The sequence below is a fragment of the Paenibacillus sp. W2I17 genome, assembly GCF_030815985.1.
GTDB lineage: Bacteria > Bacillota > Bacilli > Paenibacillales > Paenibacillaceae > Paenibacillus.
Window position 1 is genome coordinate 1,342,546 of record NZ_JAUSXM010000001.1, and the last position, 17,988, is coordinate 1,360,533.

A 17,988-nucleotide genomic window follows, 5' to 3' on the forward strand; every position below is an offset into this window, starting at 1 on the left:
CTCATAAATATAACAAAAAAAGCCGCTAAAATAGCGACTTTCAATGTGTTCATTCTCGATTCAGTGCTAGAGTACCTTCTCCAAAAAGCTGATCGTCCGTTCATTCTTCGGATTTCCAAATATCTCTTCAGGAGTGCCCTGCTCGACAATATAACCACCGTCCATGAAGATCACACGATCAGCTACTTCACGGGCAAAACCCATCTCATGGGTAACGATCATCATCGTCATGCCTTCGCTCGCGAGGTCCTTCATAACACCAAGGACTTCTCCTACCATTTCAGGGTCCAGCGCTGAAGTTGGTTCATCAAATAACATAACATCCGGATTCATAGCAAGCGCACGAGCGATAGCAACCCGTTGTTTTTGCCCCCCCGAGAGTTGACTGGGAAAACTAGCCGCTTTATCAGACAACCCGACACGATCCAGAAGGCTAAGACCTGTTTTTCGAGCCTCTTCTGCGTTTAAAACCCCTAATTCTCTTGGTGCAAACATTATATTTTTCAATACGTTAAAATGAGGGAATAAGTTAAAATGTTGAAATACCATGCCAATATTTTCACGCGCTTTATTAATGTTGGTTTTAGGATCATTGAGATCCTGATTATCTACAATAACTCGACCAGCTGTGATATCTTCCAATTGGTTGATGCAGCGCAAGAAGGTACTTTTTCCTGAACCGGAAGGCCCGATGACACAGACGACTTCTCCCTCGTTGACCGCCACATCAATTCCCTTGAGAACCTGATTTGTACCAAAACTTTTTTTCAAACCTTCAACTTTTATTTTAGCCACGACGAACCTTCACCTCCAGATAATCAGCAATTTTGGTCAATGTGATGATGACAATCAGGTACATAACCGCAACCGTTAACCATATGTCAAAAGAGGAGAACGTTCTTGCAATAACGATTTTACCCGATTGTGTCAACTCTACGAGACCAATAACGGATAAGATTGACGTATCCTTCAACGTGATAACCATCTGGTTAATGAAGGACGGAATCATAACCCGCACTGCCTGCGGAATAACGATCTTTATCATCGCTTTGCGATAAGGAAGGCCCAATGAACGGGCAGCTTCCATCTGACCACGATCAATCGATTGAATCCCGCCTCGGATAATCTCGGTTACGTACGCCCCCGCATTCAGACTAAGTGTCAGAATAGCCGCCAGGAACAATGGCATCGTGAAGCCCATTGCCTGTGGAATCCCGAAATAGATAAAGAATGCAAGGACAATCAGCGGAATACCGCGGAAGATATCCACAAATACGGTGGCAACACCACGAAGGAATTTGTTCTGTCCCACCTTCATAAATCCGAAAATCAGACCGATGATAAACGCGAAGAACAGGGACACAATCGTGTATAAAAGTGTGTTTCCCAGACCTTTGAAAAGTGCAGGAAGAGATTTCTGAATTAGCTCCCAGCGACCTTGATTAGCAACAGTCGGAGCGTTCTCACCCAGATATGTTTCGGTAATGCGTTTATACTCACCGTTAGCTTTGATATTGGCGAGACCTGTATTAAACATCTCCAGAAGCTCCTGGTTTTTCCCCTTGCTTACTGCAAAACCGTAAGGAGCGCCATCTTCTTTGTCGGTAACAATTTTCAAACCGTTGTTTTGATTAACTCCATAGGCCAGTACAGGATAATCTTCAAAACAGGCTACGGAATTACCGGTTTTTACATCTTCATACATTTGGTATGACTCATCAAACGGAACGATCGTAAATCCATACTCTGAAGCGATGGACTCAGCAAAACTAAACCCTTCTGTTCCGGTTTTCACGGCTACCTTCTGTCCACGAAGGTCTTCATAACTCTTAATTGTGTCATTGTTGGCACTAACACCCATAACGACACCTGATTCAAAATAAGTATCCGAAAAATCAAATTTTGCTTTTCGCTCATCCGTAATACTCATCCCTGCGATCACACCATCGACTTGATTCGCCTCAAGTGCCTGTACAGCTGCGTTAAATCCCAGGGATTTGATTTGATACTTGAAATTTTGATCTTTGGCGATGGCATCCAACAAATCCATGTCGATACCAACAAAATCACCATTCTCATCTTCATATTCGAATGGAGCAAATGTGACATCAGTTCCGATAATATAGGTTTTACCGGAATCGGACGCTGCAGCAGCGTTCCCTACCCATCCTGATAGACCGCTCACCAGGAGCAGCATCAGTGAAAGTATAAAAAATGAGATCTTCGTTGTTTTCATGTGTCCTCCCCGTCTCGGTATTGTCCGAATAATCATTATTTTCTTTGGAATCGGTATTACGGTTATGCTTTTTGTCGATCTTCTGCCCATTTGATTGTTATTATTTACTGTATATTAACAATCAATGCTTTGCCTTTCCACTTGCAACATTTTCCTCCATCATTTTTTTCCAACCAGTAAAAGTCCTTTTAATACTTACCCTTTAGGTAAGCTTCGCGAAACCCAATATTACATTGTGAATCTGAAAAAAGGTACATTTACTTTAAAACGTATTATTTAAAATTTAAAACTCAAAAAAAGCCGCGATTTCCGCGACTTTTTATTGTACAGTTTTTTATAATCTATTAATTTGCTCTGGTTGTCAATACAATCTCGAACTTCGAACCAGCTTCACCCGCGAATACAATAGTTCCGTTCTCAGGCAACACAATTTCGTTTTGTCCACTGACCACTGTATGATTAATGCCTATGCCAGCTTGGTTATATACAGCAAATGCGCTGTTTGCAGACATCTTGACCGTCATTTCTTTACCTGCAGCTGATGCAGGAATTGAAAACCATGTGGCATGACCATTCGCTTGAATGGTTGTCTTCGATTGTCTTCCCGCATAGATCGGTTTGATGATGTCTTGAGCAGCATAAACGTTGCCTCCAGCTGTAACATATTCCACGCCATTTTCCTCATTGAAATTAAACTCCATCGTGTCACGGCCCGCTAATCCAGGAATTTGCAATTGGTTCACAGCTTGGTTAGCTCCAACGATTTTATTCGTGTAGACATAACCCGGTAGCTCATTAAAAGTATGAATGGGAATCATCGGCATCGCTGCGTTGTACAGTGTTGATGTGTATTTTTCATTGACTAACACATACGCTTTGCCTTCCCGTTTCTGCCATGCGGCCTTTACTTCTTCCGACAATTCATTGGTTTCAAGCTTTTCTGCCTTATATTCAGAGGAAGCAACTTGCCCAAGCCCAGGAACAGACTGATACGAGCGAGACCACAAATATGTGTGCCCATTGACTTCCTGAACGAACTTCAGCTTTTCCGTAGCCGCATCATTAACAAATGAGCCATCAGGGGTGTACGTATAGGTCTGATCAGGACTGTTAGGAGAAGACAGATTAGATAACGTTAATTGCCCATCATCTTTTACGTCCATCTTCATTAACATGTTTGCCCCACCCGCGTACATGCCTGTGTGCTGTGTAAGTTCCTTCGGCATGGTTGTTTTCACCGGTACATCATGTGACTTCTCCGGTTTACGCTCTGGAATGATATTCTTCTCCTCAAGCGCACTAAGCAACAGCTCAGTTGCCAGCAATTGATCCGTTGAGCTATGACCACCCGAAGAGGTTACGGCAGCAGCCATATTATATTCCGGTAGCACAATTAAGGAGGAATGATAGGTTATTGTATTGCCGCCTTTGCTTACTGCCTGGATGCCGTAATCATTAAAAGGAAACAGGTTCACGCTGTCCCAGCCCAGGCCGTAACCAATAGACGAATCGCCTTCTTCCGGCCACATGCCTCTCTTGTATTCTTCTTGCTCCATGGCCTCTACGGATTCCTCCGAAAGAACACCTTCAACCTCACCTGTAAAGATTTTCGAGAACTGAACCAGATCTTCAGCGGTGGAATAGATGCCTCCCGAGGCAATCATATTTGTAGTCTCTAATGGAAGTTTCTCCTCATCCAAAGGGGCATATGTTGCTGCCATCTGGCTGAAGTCCACAATATCCTGCGGTGTTTTGGTATGCTCCATACCAAGGGGTTCGGTTATGTACCGGTGCATGAAAGTTGTGAAATCCAAGCCGCTGACCCGCTCAACCAGAATTTCAGCTAGTGTAAAACCGTCATTACTATACACCGAGTATGCGCCAGGATCGGCCTTCAGATGTTGCGTCGCCAATTGTTCCAGTAACGTATCATGTGCATAGGTATCATTATCTCCAAACAGTATTGCACTGTTACTTGACGTTCCGAGAAGTCCGGATGAATGATTCAGTAACATGCGTGGTGTAATCTGTTGGTAACGCTTGTCTTTCATTTTAAAGTCCGGAATATACTTCACGACAGGCTCATCGAGATCGATCTTGCCCTGATCAACGAGCTTCATTACAGAGGTTGTGAGCATCATTTTGCTGGTTGAACCAATGCCATACACGGTATCTGAAGAAAGCGGGATGTTGTTTTTCAGATCATTTTTGCCTGCCTGACCGGAGATCACAATCTCACCCTCATCCATCAGTGCGTACTGCACACTTGTCGTAGCGTATGATTCAGTGAGTACCTTGGCCTTTGCACTTACTGCCTTTTTAGTTAGATCATACGTAGAGCTACTACCGTTACTGGTAGCGGGTGTGGCCATGGCCGACATTGGGGACATCATTGCAAACACCAAAGTTATGGCGGCGATAGACGTTCGTTTCTTTCGTGTCAATCTCATCTTCTCCTGTCTAGTCTATGGATTGGGAATCTCTGTGTTCGTACTCCCGTAGTGTAACCGAAGAAGATGAACTGTCTGTGGCTTGAATATGAATCGAGTATGAACCAAGCAGGACCGACCGAAATAAGTTGGACACACGGTAAAAATCGCTTTAGTCCAGCTTTGTTTTGTTTGCAAATTAAACTTTTGCTATAATGGTATATCAGTCAATGGAGTGTTAATAACATGGCTAAGTACATGAATAAATGCAATCCATAATTCAGCATGAGTAATGGAGTTGAAGCAATGCTAAAAGTTAATCGGAATGACCAACGCCCGATCTGGCAGCAACTTTTGGATCAAGCGATTCATAATATCACAACCGGGAAATGGCAACCAGGAGAATTGCTACTCCCCTCACGCGAACTTGCTCAATTAATTGGTGTTTCACGCTCAACCATACAGATTGTGTACGAGGAATTATTCAGTCGAGGGTATACGGTAACCTCCCGACGAGCCGGGACAAGAGTTAGTGATTGGACATATGCACCTCGTTCATCAGAAGGCGTCACGAAGCAAGGGCCTATTCCGCCCGATCTGCCTACACTAAACGAATCGATTGGTCATCTGCATAGTTGGTTTGGCAATAGAGACAATCGCAAAATAGAAATTGATTTTAATCCCCACGAGCCTTATCTGGATGAAGGTTTCACAAAAGCCTGGAGGCAATCTTTTTTACAAGCTTCTACTGAACCCAATCTGGATCTTTGGGCTTATGGCGATGCCAGAGGGTTACTGACGTTAAGAGAGCAGATTCAGCGTTATTTGTCACTTGAACGAGGCATTCATATCGATGTTGATCAAATCTTGTTAACCTCAGGTGCACAACATAGCATTGATTTAATTGCCCAGGCACTCTTAAGTGAGGGAGACAGAATTTCCGTAGAAGATCCCGGCTTCCCTGCTGCTTGGATGGCGATGAAATACCGCCGGATGCAAGTCGATCCCGTCCCAGTCGATGAGTATGGATTATGTGTAGATCATATTCACCCAGAGACGAAACTCGTATTTGTCACACCTTCTCATCAATGCGCCGTTGGTGTTATTATGTCGGAGCCACGCAGGCAACAATTGATGCACTCGGCAGCTCATCATCGATATTGGATTGTTGAGGATGACTACGATAGCGAATTTAGGTACCGTGGAGATCCGCTTCCAACTATATTTAGTCAGCAACCTCAGAATACGCTTTATATGATGAGTTTTTCCAAAATGGTTGCACCCGGCATTCGACTATCCGCTATCATCGGCCCCAAAATAGCCATCGATCGCCTTACCCAAGTTCATGAATTAACCTATCGTCATCTGCCGATTATGGAACAATTAACGCTAACTCATTTTATTGAGCGTGGTCATTTTATGCGCCATATGAGAAGAGTTCGGAACATATATCGACGCAGACACGAAGTCATGACCAAAGCCATTGTTGCTTCTGGGCTAGGCTCACGATTTACATTAAGTGGTGTGGAAACGGGATTACATATGCTTCTAGAATCTGAAACGTCATTTGACGAAGAAGCGCTGACGAATGCTGCCCTTGATCAAGGTGTACGCGTGTATCCGCTTAGTAGATATTGCTTGGAGAGTCATCGAAAAGGATGGATATTAGGTTTTGCGAAAGTGGATGAGGAGCAGATTGAGGAAGGCATACATCGGCTAGCAAAGATTGTATTATGATGGAGAACATGCTCTGCAATCGGATTCGAAAGGATGTTTTTTGTAATGAAAATTTTAGTGTTAGGAGCCACCGGACGGGTTGGAAATCATTTCGTCTCTAATGCCCTACGTTCCAATCATCATGTAACTGCACTGGTTAGAAGCCCGGAAAAGGTACAAATCAACGATGACAATTTCGTTCTGCATCAAGGAAACGCTTTAGTCAAAGAGGATATTCATCACGCCATACAGGGTGTGGATCTCGTTGTTAGTTCCTTAAGTACCGATGGAACGACTACATTATCGCAATCCATGGGACATATTGTTGAGGCTATGGCTCAGGAGCGTATCAAAAGAATCATTACCATTGGTACAGCAGGAATATTGGAAAGTCGAACGGATCCTGGCTTGCTTCGTTTTCAATCCCCTGAGTCCAAACGTAAGTCCACGCGAGCAGCTGAAGAGCATCTGGAAATGTACAACATTCTCAAAGCTTCAAAGTTAGAATGGACCATCGTGTGTCCTACCTACTTATTTGATGGAGAATCTCTCGGTAAGTACCGGGTTGAGCGCGACTATTTGCCTGACGGTGGAACCTCTATATCTGTAATCGATACTGCGGAGTTTACTTATCAGCAATTAATGTCTGACGAGTATGTACAGTCTCGTGTAGGTATAGCCTACTAGGGCGTCTCCTATATCTCAATTAAGGTATATCTCTTCGTCAAAAAAGTAAGTTTCAATATAAACAAGCAAATTACGAGCCTGCAATTGTTATCCATTAGGAACAATTGCAGGCTCTATTTGTGTCTGCTGTTGAGCTATTTAAGTCCTTCATATAGAGGAAATTGCGAAGTGATTTCACGGACACTACCTAATATTTGATTTTTTACATCCGAGTTCTTTGGATTTTTAAAAGCAAGCCCTATCAGCTGAGCAATTTCTTTCATTTCCCTGGCTCCAAGCCCTCTTGAAGTCATAGCCGGAGTTCCAAAACGAATACCGCTCGTAACTAAAGGACTTGCCGTATCATGAGGGATTGCATTTTTATTTGCCGTAATCCCTACTTCATCCAGTAAAGCTTCGGCTTCTTTGCCTGTAAGGCCCATAGTTCGTAAGTCAACCAACACGATATGATTATCTGTTCCTCCCGATACAAGGGTGAGCCCTTCATTCATTAAAGTTTCTGCCAATACGTTGGCGTTATTCAGAACACCTTCAATATATGTTGTGAAATCGGATTGCAATGCCTCGCCTAATGCCACCGCTTTCCCCGCGATAACGTGCATGAATGGCCCACCCTGGGTTCCTGGGAATACAGCTTTGTCGATCGCCTTTGCCCACGACTCCCGGCACAAAATGGCTCCCCCTCGTGGCCCTCGTAAGGTCTTGTGTGTGGTAGTTGAAACAAAATGTGCATGTGGTACCGGGTTAGGATGCGAACCTGCCGCAACAATTCCTGCTATATGCGCCATATCTACAAAGAAAAGAGCTCCCACTTCGGCGGCAATCTGGGAAAATAATTCAAACTCAATGGTCCGCGGGTATGCACTTCCACCTGCAACAATCATGCGTGGACGATACTTATAAGCAAGTTTACGTACTTCGTCAAAGTCAATGCGGCCCGTCTGTGCATCGACACCATATGGAACAAAATTGTAAAACCTACCTGAAAAATTAACAGTACTTCCGTGTGTTAGATGACCACCTTGGGATAGATTCATGCCAAGTATTGTGTCACCAATCTCAACCGAGGCAAAATATACTGCCATGTTGGCCTGAGAACCGGAGTGAGGCTGCACATTCGCATGTTCAGCGCCAAAAAGGGCTTTAAGGCGGCGATTCGCTATCTCCTCGACCGTATCAACATGCTCACACCCGCCGTAATATCTTCTGCCCGGATACCCCTCTGCATATTTATTGGTCAACACTGAACCGGTTGCTTCCATCACAGCTTGACTCACAAAATTCTCTGATGCAATCAGTTCTATCGTATCCCGCTGCCGTGCAAGCTCTTGCTGAACAGCCTTTCCTATTACTTTATCTTGTTTCTCCAAATGTTTCATGAACATCTTCCTCCCAATCTTACGGTTATCTATTCGATCCAAATTGTTTTTTGGGAAATTTACTATTCATCAGTAGATGTGCCATCATTCCTGCAAACAGTCCCCAAAATGCACCACCGACACCAAGCAAAGTCACATTCGCTGCTGTCGCCAAAAACGTAATCAATGCAGTTTCACGTCCCTTAGGGTCCGTTAATGCATTGGCAAGACTGCCACCGATGGTTCCAAGTAAGGCCAATCCCGCTAATGTTGCAATAAAGGTAGCAGGAAGGATCAAAAACAGAGCAGCCAATGTTACGCCAAAAATGCCGACAAAAATATAAAAAACACCACAAGCAATACCTGCAATATACCGCTTCGTTGAATCCTCATGTGCATCTTTCCCTGTACAAATCGCTGCTGTAATAGCTGCCACATTAAAAGCATGTGATCCGAATGGGGCTGCAAGAAGCGAACCCAAACCTGTTACGGCCAAAATGGGATTGGCACTTGTCTTGAATCCATCATTACGCAGAACAAGCATTCCGGGCATATACTGCCCTGTCAAGGTAATAATGAACAGCGGTAGCGCAACGCCAAGTAAAGCATTTAACGAAAATGCTGGAACAACAAATACAGGCGATGCTACAGCCAATTGGATCGTACTGAAGTCTGTTTTCCCCATGCATATCAAATAAATCAAACCGATTGCCAATATGCCAACAATGGCGTAACGGGAAGTAAACCTTCTTAGCACGATATAGCCTGCAAACAGTACAATCACAAGCAAAGGATCTACCTTCGCCCCTCCAAAGGCCGATATTCCAAACTGTAGCAAAATACCTGCTAACAATCCGGAAGCGATGCCTGGGGGAATAAGTCGAACGAAACGTTCAAACATGCCTGACCAACCTAAAATAATAAATCCGACTGCTGAAATCATGTAAGCGCCAATAGCTTCTGGATAAGGGGTTACCGCTAATGCTGAAACGAGAAACGCCACACCCGGTGTAGACCAGGCTGTAATAATCGGTTCCTTATATCGATAACTGAGCCAAATTCCTGTTACTCCTACCCCAATCGAGATGGACCAAATCCAGGAAGCGGTCATTTCCGGGCTTAAACCAGCGACTTTTGCAGCTTGAAAAACAAGGATAAACGTACCCCCGTAATTAACAATTACGGATATTAAAGCGGCGATCACCGGCGATATCAAATCACGGCCACGTAACGAAGGGGATGCTGTCTTCATATTTAACACTACCTCTCACTTAATCATCGATGCGTGTGTTTTCATTCCAGTAATACTCGTCCGGTAAGTAGCGTTGACCAAATACACTTGTCCCTACACGTATCATTGTAGCTCCTTCTTCAATGGCGACTTGGAAGTCACCAGACATACCCATCGATAAAATATCCATTTCTACGCGTGGAATATTTTTCTCTTTAATCTGTGTACGGATCTGGTTTAACAATCGAAAACAATGTCGCGTTTCTTCGTTTGTCGCATTCAGTTTTCCAATGGTCATTAATCCTTTCACGTTTAATGTCTCGAATTGAGACAACTGTTCTACAAGCTCAACGGCTGTTTCTGGAGAGGCACCAAATTTACTTTCTTCGTAGGACGTATTAATTTGCACAAGAATGTCTAAGGTCTTATTCTCTTTGAGAAGCTGGTTATGTAACGCTTGACCCAGTTTCAGACGATCTACGGAATGAATGAGAGTAACATATTTAACAACGTCCTTTACTTTATTTGTTTGCAGATGTCCGATAAAATGCCATTCCACCTGCTTGCTTTGTTCCATGAGTGGGAATTTGTCTCGGAGTTCTTGAGCTTTGTTCTCTCCAAACAGGACCTCACCTGCTTGAATAGCTATTTGTAATTTCTCTAGCGGTACCGTTTTGGTCGCGAGCAACAACTTGATGTCCTCAATGTTGCGACCTGAAGCCTGGCAGGCCAATGCCATTTGCTGTCTTACAGCTTGAAGATTTTCTTCTACTAGATGTTTCATGTCAGCCACCTTCTTTCTATTCCGAACAGGAATGAATCAATGAGATTAGCTCCTCCTTTTGTATTGTGAAGACTGTGTGGAACGTCATGCTAGTATAGCAACGCATGGATTGGATATACATATCCAAAAATGCTCTTTTGGAGCAGTCCAAAATGACAAAGTGGACTATAATTCAATTGGGGTTCCTTTAATATGCTTTTAAAAGTCAATAATCTGATTGATGTGATGCCCGCACGCTTCTTCTGAAATGAAAAAAGCCGCTAATTTAGCGGCTTGGTTTAGTTCTATGTTCATGTCCATGTCCAGAACGAAGATACATGTTTTATGATGATTTACTCGTTCACATTTTCCTTGGTTACCAGCTTCAATTCAGCGGGAATCGATGACTCCACCTGCTTGCCACTGAGCACATCCAGAGCTGCTTGCAGCGCCAGTTGGCCAATCAGTATAGGCTGCTGAGCGACTGTTGCCGTCAATTTTCCATCCTGAATGGATTTGATTGCATCATCATTGCCGTCGAATCCGATGACCGGAATGTCTTTACCTGAGCTTTGAATCGCTTCAATCGCACCAAGTGCCATCTCATCATTATGGGCAAATACTGCCTGCACGTCAGGATTACCTTGTAGCAAGTTCTCCATGACATTTAACCCTTTGGACCGATCGAAATCAGCAGATTGTTTGGAAACCACATCGAGTTGCTTGTCAGCCACTTCATGGAAGCCTTTACCCCGTTCTCTTGTTGCGGAAGCGCCAGGTACACCCTCAAGTTCAATGACTTTTGCTCCCTCGCCCAGTTGTTCCACAAAATATTCAGCTGCCATGCGTCCACCTTTAACGTTATCAGATGCCACTAGTGCCGCCACTTCGCCTTTATCTGCGGAGCGATCCAGCGTGATTACAGGAATGCCCACACTATTAGCGGATTGAACCGCTGTGGAGATCGCTGCAGAGTCCGCAGGGTTAATTAGAAGTGCACTAACGCCTTGCTGAATGAGATCATCCACATCATTGGTTTGTTTGGCCGAATCGTTCTGCGCATCCACCACGATGACCTGTATTCCCTGTTTTTTGGCTTCAGCCATTACCCCGTCCTTCAGTGATACAAAGAATGGATTGTTTAATGTAGATATCGACAAACCTATTTTCTTCTGTCCGTTACTTTTGTTAGGGTCAGGTTTGGCCCATTCCGGTGGCTCCAGAGAGCACCCGGCCAGAACGATGATCATCAGCATACTTACGAGTGTTACAGTCCACTTTTTCATATTCGCTTCTCTCCTTATGCTGTTTTCTTGCGGTCCAGCAGGACAGCAATGGCAATGACGATACCTTTTACAACCATTTGATAAAATGAGTTTACTTCAAGCAAGTTCAATCCATTATTCAACACGCCGATAATCAGAACACCGATCAGTGTACCAACGATACGTCCTCGTCCTCCAGCAAGACTTGTACCACCCAATACAACTGCTGCGATTGCATCCAGCTCGTAGGATGTACCTGCCGTTGGTTGCGCTGAATTCAAACGAGATGTCAGAATTGCACCTGCCAGAGCAGCGAGCATACCTGTCAGGGAGTAGATCATAATTTTCACGCGATTAACTTTGATACCCGAGATAATGGAAGCTTTCTCATTACCACCGATAGCGTACGTTTTGCGGCCAAAAGCTGTTTTATGCAAAACAATCCACAGAATCATGAAGGTAATCAGCATCGTAATTGCAGGTACCGGAATGCCCAGCAGGTAACCGCGGCCGAACAATTGAAACAACAAGTTATCTCCGAGGCCTGTAATTGGGTTACCATTTGTGTACACCAATGTTAGTCCCCGGAATATGGTCATGGTAGCGAGTGTAGCGATAAACGGAGCCATTTTACCTTTGGTAATCATCAGTCCGTTCACCATACCCATGACACCACCGAGTGCTACACCGATAATGATGGACAAGATTGGATCGAGACCAGACAACATCATATTTGCTACAAAAGCACTGGATAAAGCCAAGATTGAGCCGACCGACAGATCAATTCCACCCGTCAGAATAACAAATGTCATACCAAAGGCAATCAGCGCATTAATCGAGACTTGACGCAATAAATTCAAGATATTAAGCGGTTCCAAGAAACTTGGATTCAACACCGATACGATGAGAATAAGAATGATTAAACCAAGCAGCGGTCCCAATTTTTGTATCACGTTTGAGAAACGGAAGCCGCTTTTAGCCGTTTTGTTTTCCTGCATTGTTGTCATATCACTGTCCCCCTGTGGCCAATGTCATAATGTGTTCTTGTGTTGCTACGTCCCTTGCAACCTCGCCACTAATGTGTCCTTCATGCACAACCGCGATCCGGTCGCTCATGCCAAGCACTTCAGGTAGCTCCGACGATACCATGATGATTGCAACGCCACGGTCTGTCAGTTCATTCATCAATTCATAGATTTCGCGCTTCGCTCCGACATCCACTCCGCGCGTGGGTTCATCCAGGATAAGTACGCTTGGTCCGATCCCAACCCATTTCGCGATAACCACCTTCTGCTGGTTACCCCCCGATAGATTTCTTGCCGCCGTCTCGGAGGATTGTGTTTTGATCTGTAGACGTTTGATCAGTGTATCTACGAAGTCTTGTTCTTTCGAAGCTGAGATGAAACCTTTGCTTGAGAAACTGAACAGATTTGGCAACGCCATATTCTCGCGAATAGAGAAGTCTAATACCAGCCCTTCATCCTTGCGGTCTTCTGTAATAAACCCGATTCCATGTTTCACTGCATCTGCCGGTTTACGAATGTTCGCTTTTTTGCCGCGAATGAAGATTTCACCGCTATCCAACGTATCCAAACCAAAGATGGTTCTCATGATCTCTGTTCGCCCAGAACCCATGAGTCCTGAGAAACCGAGTATTTCCCCCGCTCTCACGGTGAAGTTAATATTCTCAAATAGACCTTTGCTGCTTGCATTCCTTACTTCGAGGACAACTTCACCATAAGAAGGATTCCGGACAGGATAACGCTCGGTAAGTTCACGACCTACCATTTTCCGAACCACATCATCAAAGCTTGTCTGCGGAATAGCTTGCGTGTCCACCGTTCTTCCGTCACGCATGATGGTAATCCGGTCACAGATCGTGAATATCTCCTCCATTCGGTGAGAAATATACACGATGGATACGCCTTCCTTCTTCAGCGAGCTGATTACACCAAACAGCTTCTGGATCTCGCGCTCTGTAAGTGCTGCTGTTGGCTCGTCCATTATGATGACCTTGGCATCTGTCATTAGCGCTTTGGCAATTTCAATCATCTGTTGCTGCCCGACAGAGCACTCTCCCGCAGGACGTTCCAGTGGTATGTCTACGGAAAGCTTGGCGAACTGTTCTTTGGCAAGCGCTCTCATTTGTCTTGTATTAAGCAACCCGATGGATGATGTCAGTTCCTTACCAATAAATAGATTATCCAGCACCGTCATTTCAGGCCATACATTCAGCTCCTGATGGATAAAGGTGATACCCAGTTTCTCTGCTTCTTTCGGACTTGCAAAATAGTTTTCTTCTCCGTCTATGGTAATGGTTCCCTGATCACGCTGATGAAGACCAATCAGAATATTCATCAGTGTGGATTTGCCGGCTCCATTCTCCCCCATCAGGGCATGAACTTCACCATCCTTTAGTTCAAAATCCACTCCGCTCAGCACCTGATTCGTTCCAAACGCTTTATGAATGTCTTGCATCTGAATGTGCATTACGCAACCTCCTTTTAACCGAAATGGACTCCCGATTGTAAAATGCAATTGGCATAGGGTGTGGCTTCACCTGTGCGGATGACCGCTTTCACCTGCCGGGTTAATGCTTTGAATTGTTCGTGGCTGACGGAAGCATCGATTGCTTCTACTCCGAATTTCTCTGTAATGAATTGCATGGCTACAGGATTGCCTTCGCGAATCTCTTCAGCCACAATGACTTTCTCAATGATCATATCTTCAGTGATCGCTTCCACCACTTCGCGAAAACTTGGTGTTCCCAGTTTGAGGGCCAGGTCAATTTTGAGTACCCCGTCCGGTACCGGCAGACCTGCATCCGCGATCGCAATCATGTCCGTATGGCCCAGATCAGACAGAATCTTGGAAATGTGACTATTCAACATGCCATTTCTTTTCATTACAAACTCTCCTCTACTTCATCACGCGTTGGCATGCCGCCCTGCGCTCCGAACTTGGTGACGGACAACGATGCAGCCCGATTGGCGAAGCGTATACTCTCTTGCAACGCTTTTCCTTCAGCCAAAGCAACTGCAAATGCGGCGTTGAACGTATCCCCTGCCCCAGTAGTATCGATAGCCTCAACTTTATAAGTTGGGACTAGAATTTCCTCAGCGCCATCAAAGTAACGTACACCTTTACTGCCCTCCGTGATGAACAATTTGTTAGGATACTGACGTAATGCCTGTGCCGGACTCATACCCTGAAACAAAATCTCGGCTTCATGCTCGTTCGGCGTGATATATGCGGCATTGTCGATCACTTCTTGCGGCAATGTTCTCGCCGGAGCGGGATTAAGCAGCAGCGGTGTTCCGAATTCTGCACACAATGTACTCACATGCACAACCGTTTCCTCCGGAATTTCCTGCTGAATTAATACGATATCTGCATCGCGGATCACTTCAGCTGCTTCATCGACATATGCAGGAGTAACTTCCCGATTCGCCGCTTCAACCACTACGATACTATTATCACCTTCTGCCAGAATGATATGAGCCGTTCCACTTTCCAAATGTGTAACCGGTTTCACATTTTGCGTATTTACAGCATTTGTTCTAAAGTTCTCTAAAATATCTTTGCCAAAGGCATCGTCGCCTACCCGGCCGATCATCGCAACCTCGGCACCCAATCGTGCAGCAGCAACAGCCTGATTGGCTCCCTTGCCGCCAGGAACCGTTTTGAAGCTATCGCCAAGAACGGTTTCACCCGCCCCCGGCCGTCTTGACGAAGTAACAACCAGATCCATCGAACTGCTTCCAATTACACATATTTTAGCCATCTGATCTCACCTTTCTCGTAGTGCCCCGTTCGATGAAACTTACGGGCAACTGTATGTTTTTATTCTCTATTGCAGCTTGTTCCACAAGCTGGATAAGTAATCCCGCCGCTTCTCTTCCCATCTCGTATGCTGGCTGATGAATGGTGGACAATGCCGGCGATAACAGGCTGCTCATCGGAATATCATCGAAACCAATCACTTGTACGTCATCAGGAACCTTTCTTCCGATCCGTGATGCCTCATGTAGTACTGCCATGGCTGCGATGTCATTGCTGGCAATGATGCCGTCTGTGTCCGCATACTTTCTGAATAATTCTTCAGCCCATACCCCTGCCTCGTTAATTGAAAATGAGGTCGTCTGGATTACCCGGTAGTCTAACCCAGCATCACGGATGATTTCAATCGCCCCTTCAAAACGATCCTGAGCGGGTCTGATCTGTGAAGGTCCCTGCATAACTGTAATCCGGCGACTGCCGCGTTTGATAATCTCCCTTGCAGCTAGTCTTCCACCTTCCCTGCCGTCCGCATACACGGATGGACGATCCAGTGAGGTTCTGTCCAGAAACACCACGGGAATCTTCAGTTTTTCATATATTGAAGAATGAGGGTAGTTCGTTGAAGAGATCACACCGACCACGTTGTTCTGGATAAACGTCTGGATGTAATCCTGCTCCTTCCGTTCATCCTCATCACTATTTCCAAATATCAGTCTGTAATCCTGCTCCTGCATCCGGTCCTCTACGCCGCGGGCCAACTGCGGGAAGTAAGGGTTGGCAATATCCGGCAACAACAGGCCAATCAGTTTGGACTTGCGCTTATATAATGAGCGGGCCACTTCATTTGGCGAAAAATTAAGCGCCTTCACAGCATCTTCCACTTTCTTGCGTGTGTCGGCATGAACATAACCTCTATCATTAATGACTCTGGATACGGTGGCAACAGATACGCCAGCCAGTTGAGCTACGTCTTTAATTGTTGTCATAAGTTGCTCTCCTCTATGTGTAACCGGTTACAGACATTAAATTATCATATTATTTTTAATTTGACAAGTGGTTTCATTCTGGAAATTTCTCCAAGTATACATAAATGTGCACTGGAATCCATCTATATCATGGTTTTCACCTGTCAGGGAGATCGATACTTCATAGACGTAAAGAAGCCATCACTCGATTAAAACTCAGAGTGATGGCACCCAGATCAACATAAAAATCAGCAATCTCGCTGGATTTAATTAGCCTTTAATTTAAATTAGGAGTAACATTTTCGAAGAAATCAGTTCCAAGCGTTTATTTTATAACTCCCCATAAACTTCATCTGTAACAGGTTCCAACCATTCCGGTGTACCTGCAGTGATTGCAATGTGTTCAAACCAACTATCTTTAGCGGCCCCATGCCAGTGTTTCACACCATCATGAGTCACAATAACATCGCCGGCTTTGAGGAATTGAGCAGGCTTTCCTTCTTCCTGATACCAACCTTCCCCACCAGTCACTAACAACAGCTGAAATCCACCGCGATGGATATGCCAGTTATTTCTGCATCCCGGTTCAAACGTTACATTCCCAACACCCACATTCACTTTGGGATCAGCAACCAAGGATTGGAGATAACTTTGCCCTATGAAATATTGCGAAAATGCTTCGTTTTTTTCTCCTACCGGGAATATCCCTCCATCTTTAACTTCTTCATGTTTAGCCATTTTATTTCCTCCAATGTGATCTTATTGATTAATCCGTCCTGCTCCTATGTTGACCTAAATATGATTACACACATACGTGCGATATCGCACATTGGTGTATAATATAAAATAATTGCACTGCCTCTGCAAGGATCAAATGGACCCGATCTGTGCCTTATGGCGCAAAGGAACAACATTTGTGCAACTACTCTCTGGAAAGAATGGTGATTACTATCGTTTCTATCACAGATCGAAGAATACTTAAGTCTCAGGAAGCGATCAAATCCGCTTTTATCAAACTCATGAACGAGAAACCTTTTGATACCATTACAATGCAAGATATCTCTGATCATGCAAATGTCGGCCGCAGAACGATATACCATCACTATTCGGACAAATTTGACTTGCTGGATAAATTAATCGAAGAACATATCGATGAACTAAGGAAATTGTGCAAGGAAGCATCCGATCTTGATTTTATAGAAAGCAATGTGCTGTGGTTCGATTATTTTGAAGTTCACTATTCATTCTTCTCGGCTATGTTACTGAGTAAAGGAGCCCCTTTTTTCCGCAATCGCTTCCTGGCACTTGTCATTGAAGAACTGGAAGATGAGGTGAATGTAACGGAGGGAAAAAATAAAGGACTAACGAAAGAAGTTATTCTCACGTTCTTTGGTACAGCAATCGTTGGCATCGTGGAATCCTATTTCACGAATGGATTACCCCGTCAACCTCACATTGTCGCAGAACAAGTTGGGATTTTATTAGAAAGGAATCTATAACAAAGACCCCTCTTGAACCGTTCCTTCTTTATAATCTTACCAATTGAAGAGCGGTTCAT

The 17,988-nt window shown here is 44.5% G+C and carries 16 protein-coding genes; 3 read left to right on the plus strand and 13 right to left on the minus strand.

Annotation, left to right across the window (positions count from 1 at the left end):
- Positions 1–66: 66 nt before the first annotated feature.
- The 3 genes from QF041_RS05835 to QF041_RS05845 form a co-directional block, all read right to left on the minus strand.
- Positions 67–795 (minus strand): amino acid ABC transporter ATP-binding protein, encoded by a 729-nt coding sequence (locus QF041_RS05835; RefSeq protein ID WP_307412833.1) that lies wholly within the window; start codon positions 793–795, stop codon positions 67–69.
- A complete protein-coding gene (locus QF041_RS05840) occupies positions 788–2,236 on the minus strand; it encodes an amino acid ABC transporter substrate-binding protein/permease (RefSeq protein ID WP_307412834.1) in 1,449 nt (482 codons plus the stop codon). The genes QF041_RS05835 and QF041_RS05840 overlap by 8 nt, the downstream gene beginning before the upstream one ends.
- Positions 2,237–2,580: 344 nt before the next feature.
- The gene (locus QF041_RS05845; protein WP_307412836.1) at positions 2,581–4,686 is read right to left on the minus strand and encodes a serine hydrolase domain-containing protein; all 2,106 of its coding nucleotides are present in this window, start codon (positions 4,684–4,686) and stop codon (positions 2,581–2,583) included.
- Positions 4,687–4,971: 285 nt separating this feature from the next.
- Here QF041_RS05845 and pdxR point away from each other — a divergent pair, with 285 nt between their 5' ends.
- Both pdxR and QF041_RS05855 read left to right on the plus strand, forming a co-directional pair.
- Complete coding sequence (gene pdxR / locus QF041_RS05850; protein WP_307412837.1) at positions 4,972–6,402, plus strand: MocR-like pyridoxine biosynthesis transcription factor PdxR; 1,431 nt, start codon at positions 4,972–4,974, stop codon at positions 6,400–6,402.
- 45 nt (positions 6,403–6,447) lie between these two features.
- Positions 6,448–7,068 (plus strand): NAD(P)-dependent oxidoreductase, encoded by a 621-nt coding sequence (locus tag QF041_RS05855; RefSeq protein ID WP_307412839.1) that lies wholly within the window; start codon positions 6,448–6,450, stop codon positions 7,066–7,068.
- A 134-nt stretch (positions 7,069–7,202) separates the two neighbouring features.
- Here QF041_RS05855 and QF041_RS05860 read toward each other — a convergent pair whose 3' ends face one another.
- From QF041_RS05860 to QF041_RS05905, 10 genes are all read right to left on the minus strand, one after another.
- The gene (locus QF041_RS05860; protein ID WP_307412842.1) at positions 7,203–8,447 is read right to left on the minus strand and encodes a serine hydroxymethyltransferase; all 1,245 of its coding nucleotides are present in this window, start codon (positions 8,445–8,447) and stop codon (positions 7,203–7,205) included.
- A gap of 25 nt (positions 8,448–8,472) precedes the next feature.
- The gene (locus QF041_RS05865; protein ID WP_307412843.1) at positions 8,473–9,678 is read right to left on the minus strand and encodes a benzoate/H(+) symporter BenE family transporter; all 1,206 of its coding nucleotides are present in this window, start codon (positions 9,676–9,678) and stop codon (positions 8,473–8,475) included.
- 19 nt (positions 9,679–9,697) lie between these two features.
- Positions 9,698–10,441 carry a YggS family pyridoxal phosphate-dependent enzyme gene (locus QF041_RS05870; protein ID WP_076212076.1) on the minus strand — a complete coding sequence of 248 codons (744 nt, stop codon included), beginning with the start codon at positions 10,439–10,441 and terminating at the stop codon, positions 9,698–9,700.
- Positions 10,442–10,773: 332 nt separating this feature from the next.
- Positions 10,774–11,706, minus strand: a complete 933-nt coding sequence (gene rbsB / locus QF041_RS05875; protein WP_307412845.1) for a ribose ABC transporter substrate-binding protein RbsB — start codon at positions 11,704–11,706, stop codon at positions 10,774–10,776.
- Positions 11,707–11,720: 14 nt separating this feature from the next.
- Complete coding sequence (locus QF041_RS05880) at positions 11,721–12,683, minus strand: ABC transporter permease subunit (protein ID WP_370511443.1); 963 nt, start codon at positions 12,681–12,683, stop codon at positions 11,721–11,723.
- A gap of 10 nt (positions 12,684–12,693) precedes the next feature.
- The gene (locus tag QF041_RS05885; RefSeq protein WP_307412847.1) at positions 12,694–14,175 is read right to left on the minus strand and encodes a sugar ABC transporter ATP-binding protein; all 1,482 of its coding nucleotides are present in this window, start codon (positions 14,173–14,175) and stop codon (positions 12,694–12,696) included.
- Between the two features lie 14 nt (positions 14,176–14,189).
- Positions 14,190–14,591 (minus strand): D-ribose pyranase, encoded by a 402-nt coding sequence (gene rbsD, locus QF041_RS05890; protein ID WP_221821049.1) that lies wholly within the window; start codon positions 14,589–14,591, stop codon positions 14,190–14,192.
- Positions 14,591–15,469, minus strand: coding sequence for a ribokinase (rbsK, locus tag QF041_RS05895; RefSeq protein ID WP_307412849.1), 879 nt, complete (start codon positions 15,467–15,469; stop codon positions 14,591–14,593). Before rbsK ends, rbsD begins: the two co-directional genes overlap by 1 nt.
- A complete protein-coding gene (locus QF041_RS05900) occupies positions 15,462–16,451 on the minus strand; it encodes a LacI family DNA-binding transcriptional regulator (RefSeq protein WP_307412850.1) in 990 nt (329 codons plus the stop codon). Before QF041_RS05900 ends, rbsK begins: the two co-directional genes overlap by 8 nt.
- Positions 16,452–16,760: 309 nt before the next feature.
- A complete protein-coding gene (locus QF041_RS05905; protein ID WP_307412852.1) occupies positions 16,761–17,168 on the minus strand; it encodes a cupin domain-containing protein in 408 nt (135 codons plus the stop codon).
- A gap of 200 nt (positions 17,169–17,368) precedes the next feature.
- Between QF041_RS05905 and QF041_RS05910 the strand changes: the two genes are divergently transcribed.
- On the plus strand, positions 17,369–17,929 hold the full coding sequence (locus QF041_RS05910) for a TetR/AcrR family transcriptional regulator (RefSeq protein WP_307412853.1): 561 nt from the start codon (positions 17,369–17,371) through the stop codon (positions 17,927–17,929).
- Positions 17,930–17,988: the final 59 nt, after the last annotated feature.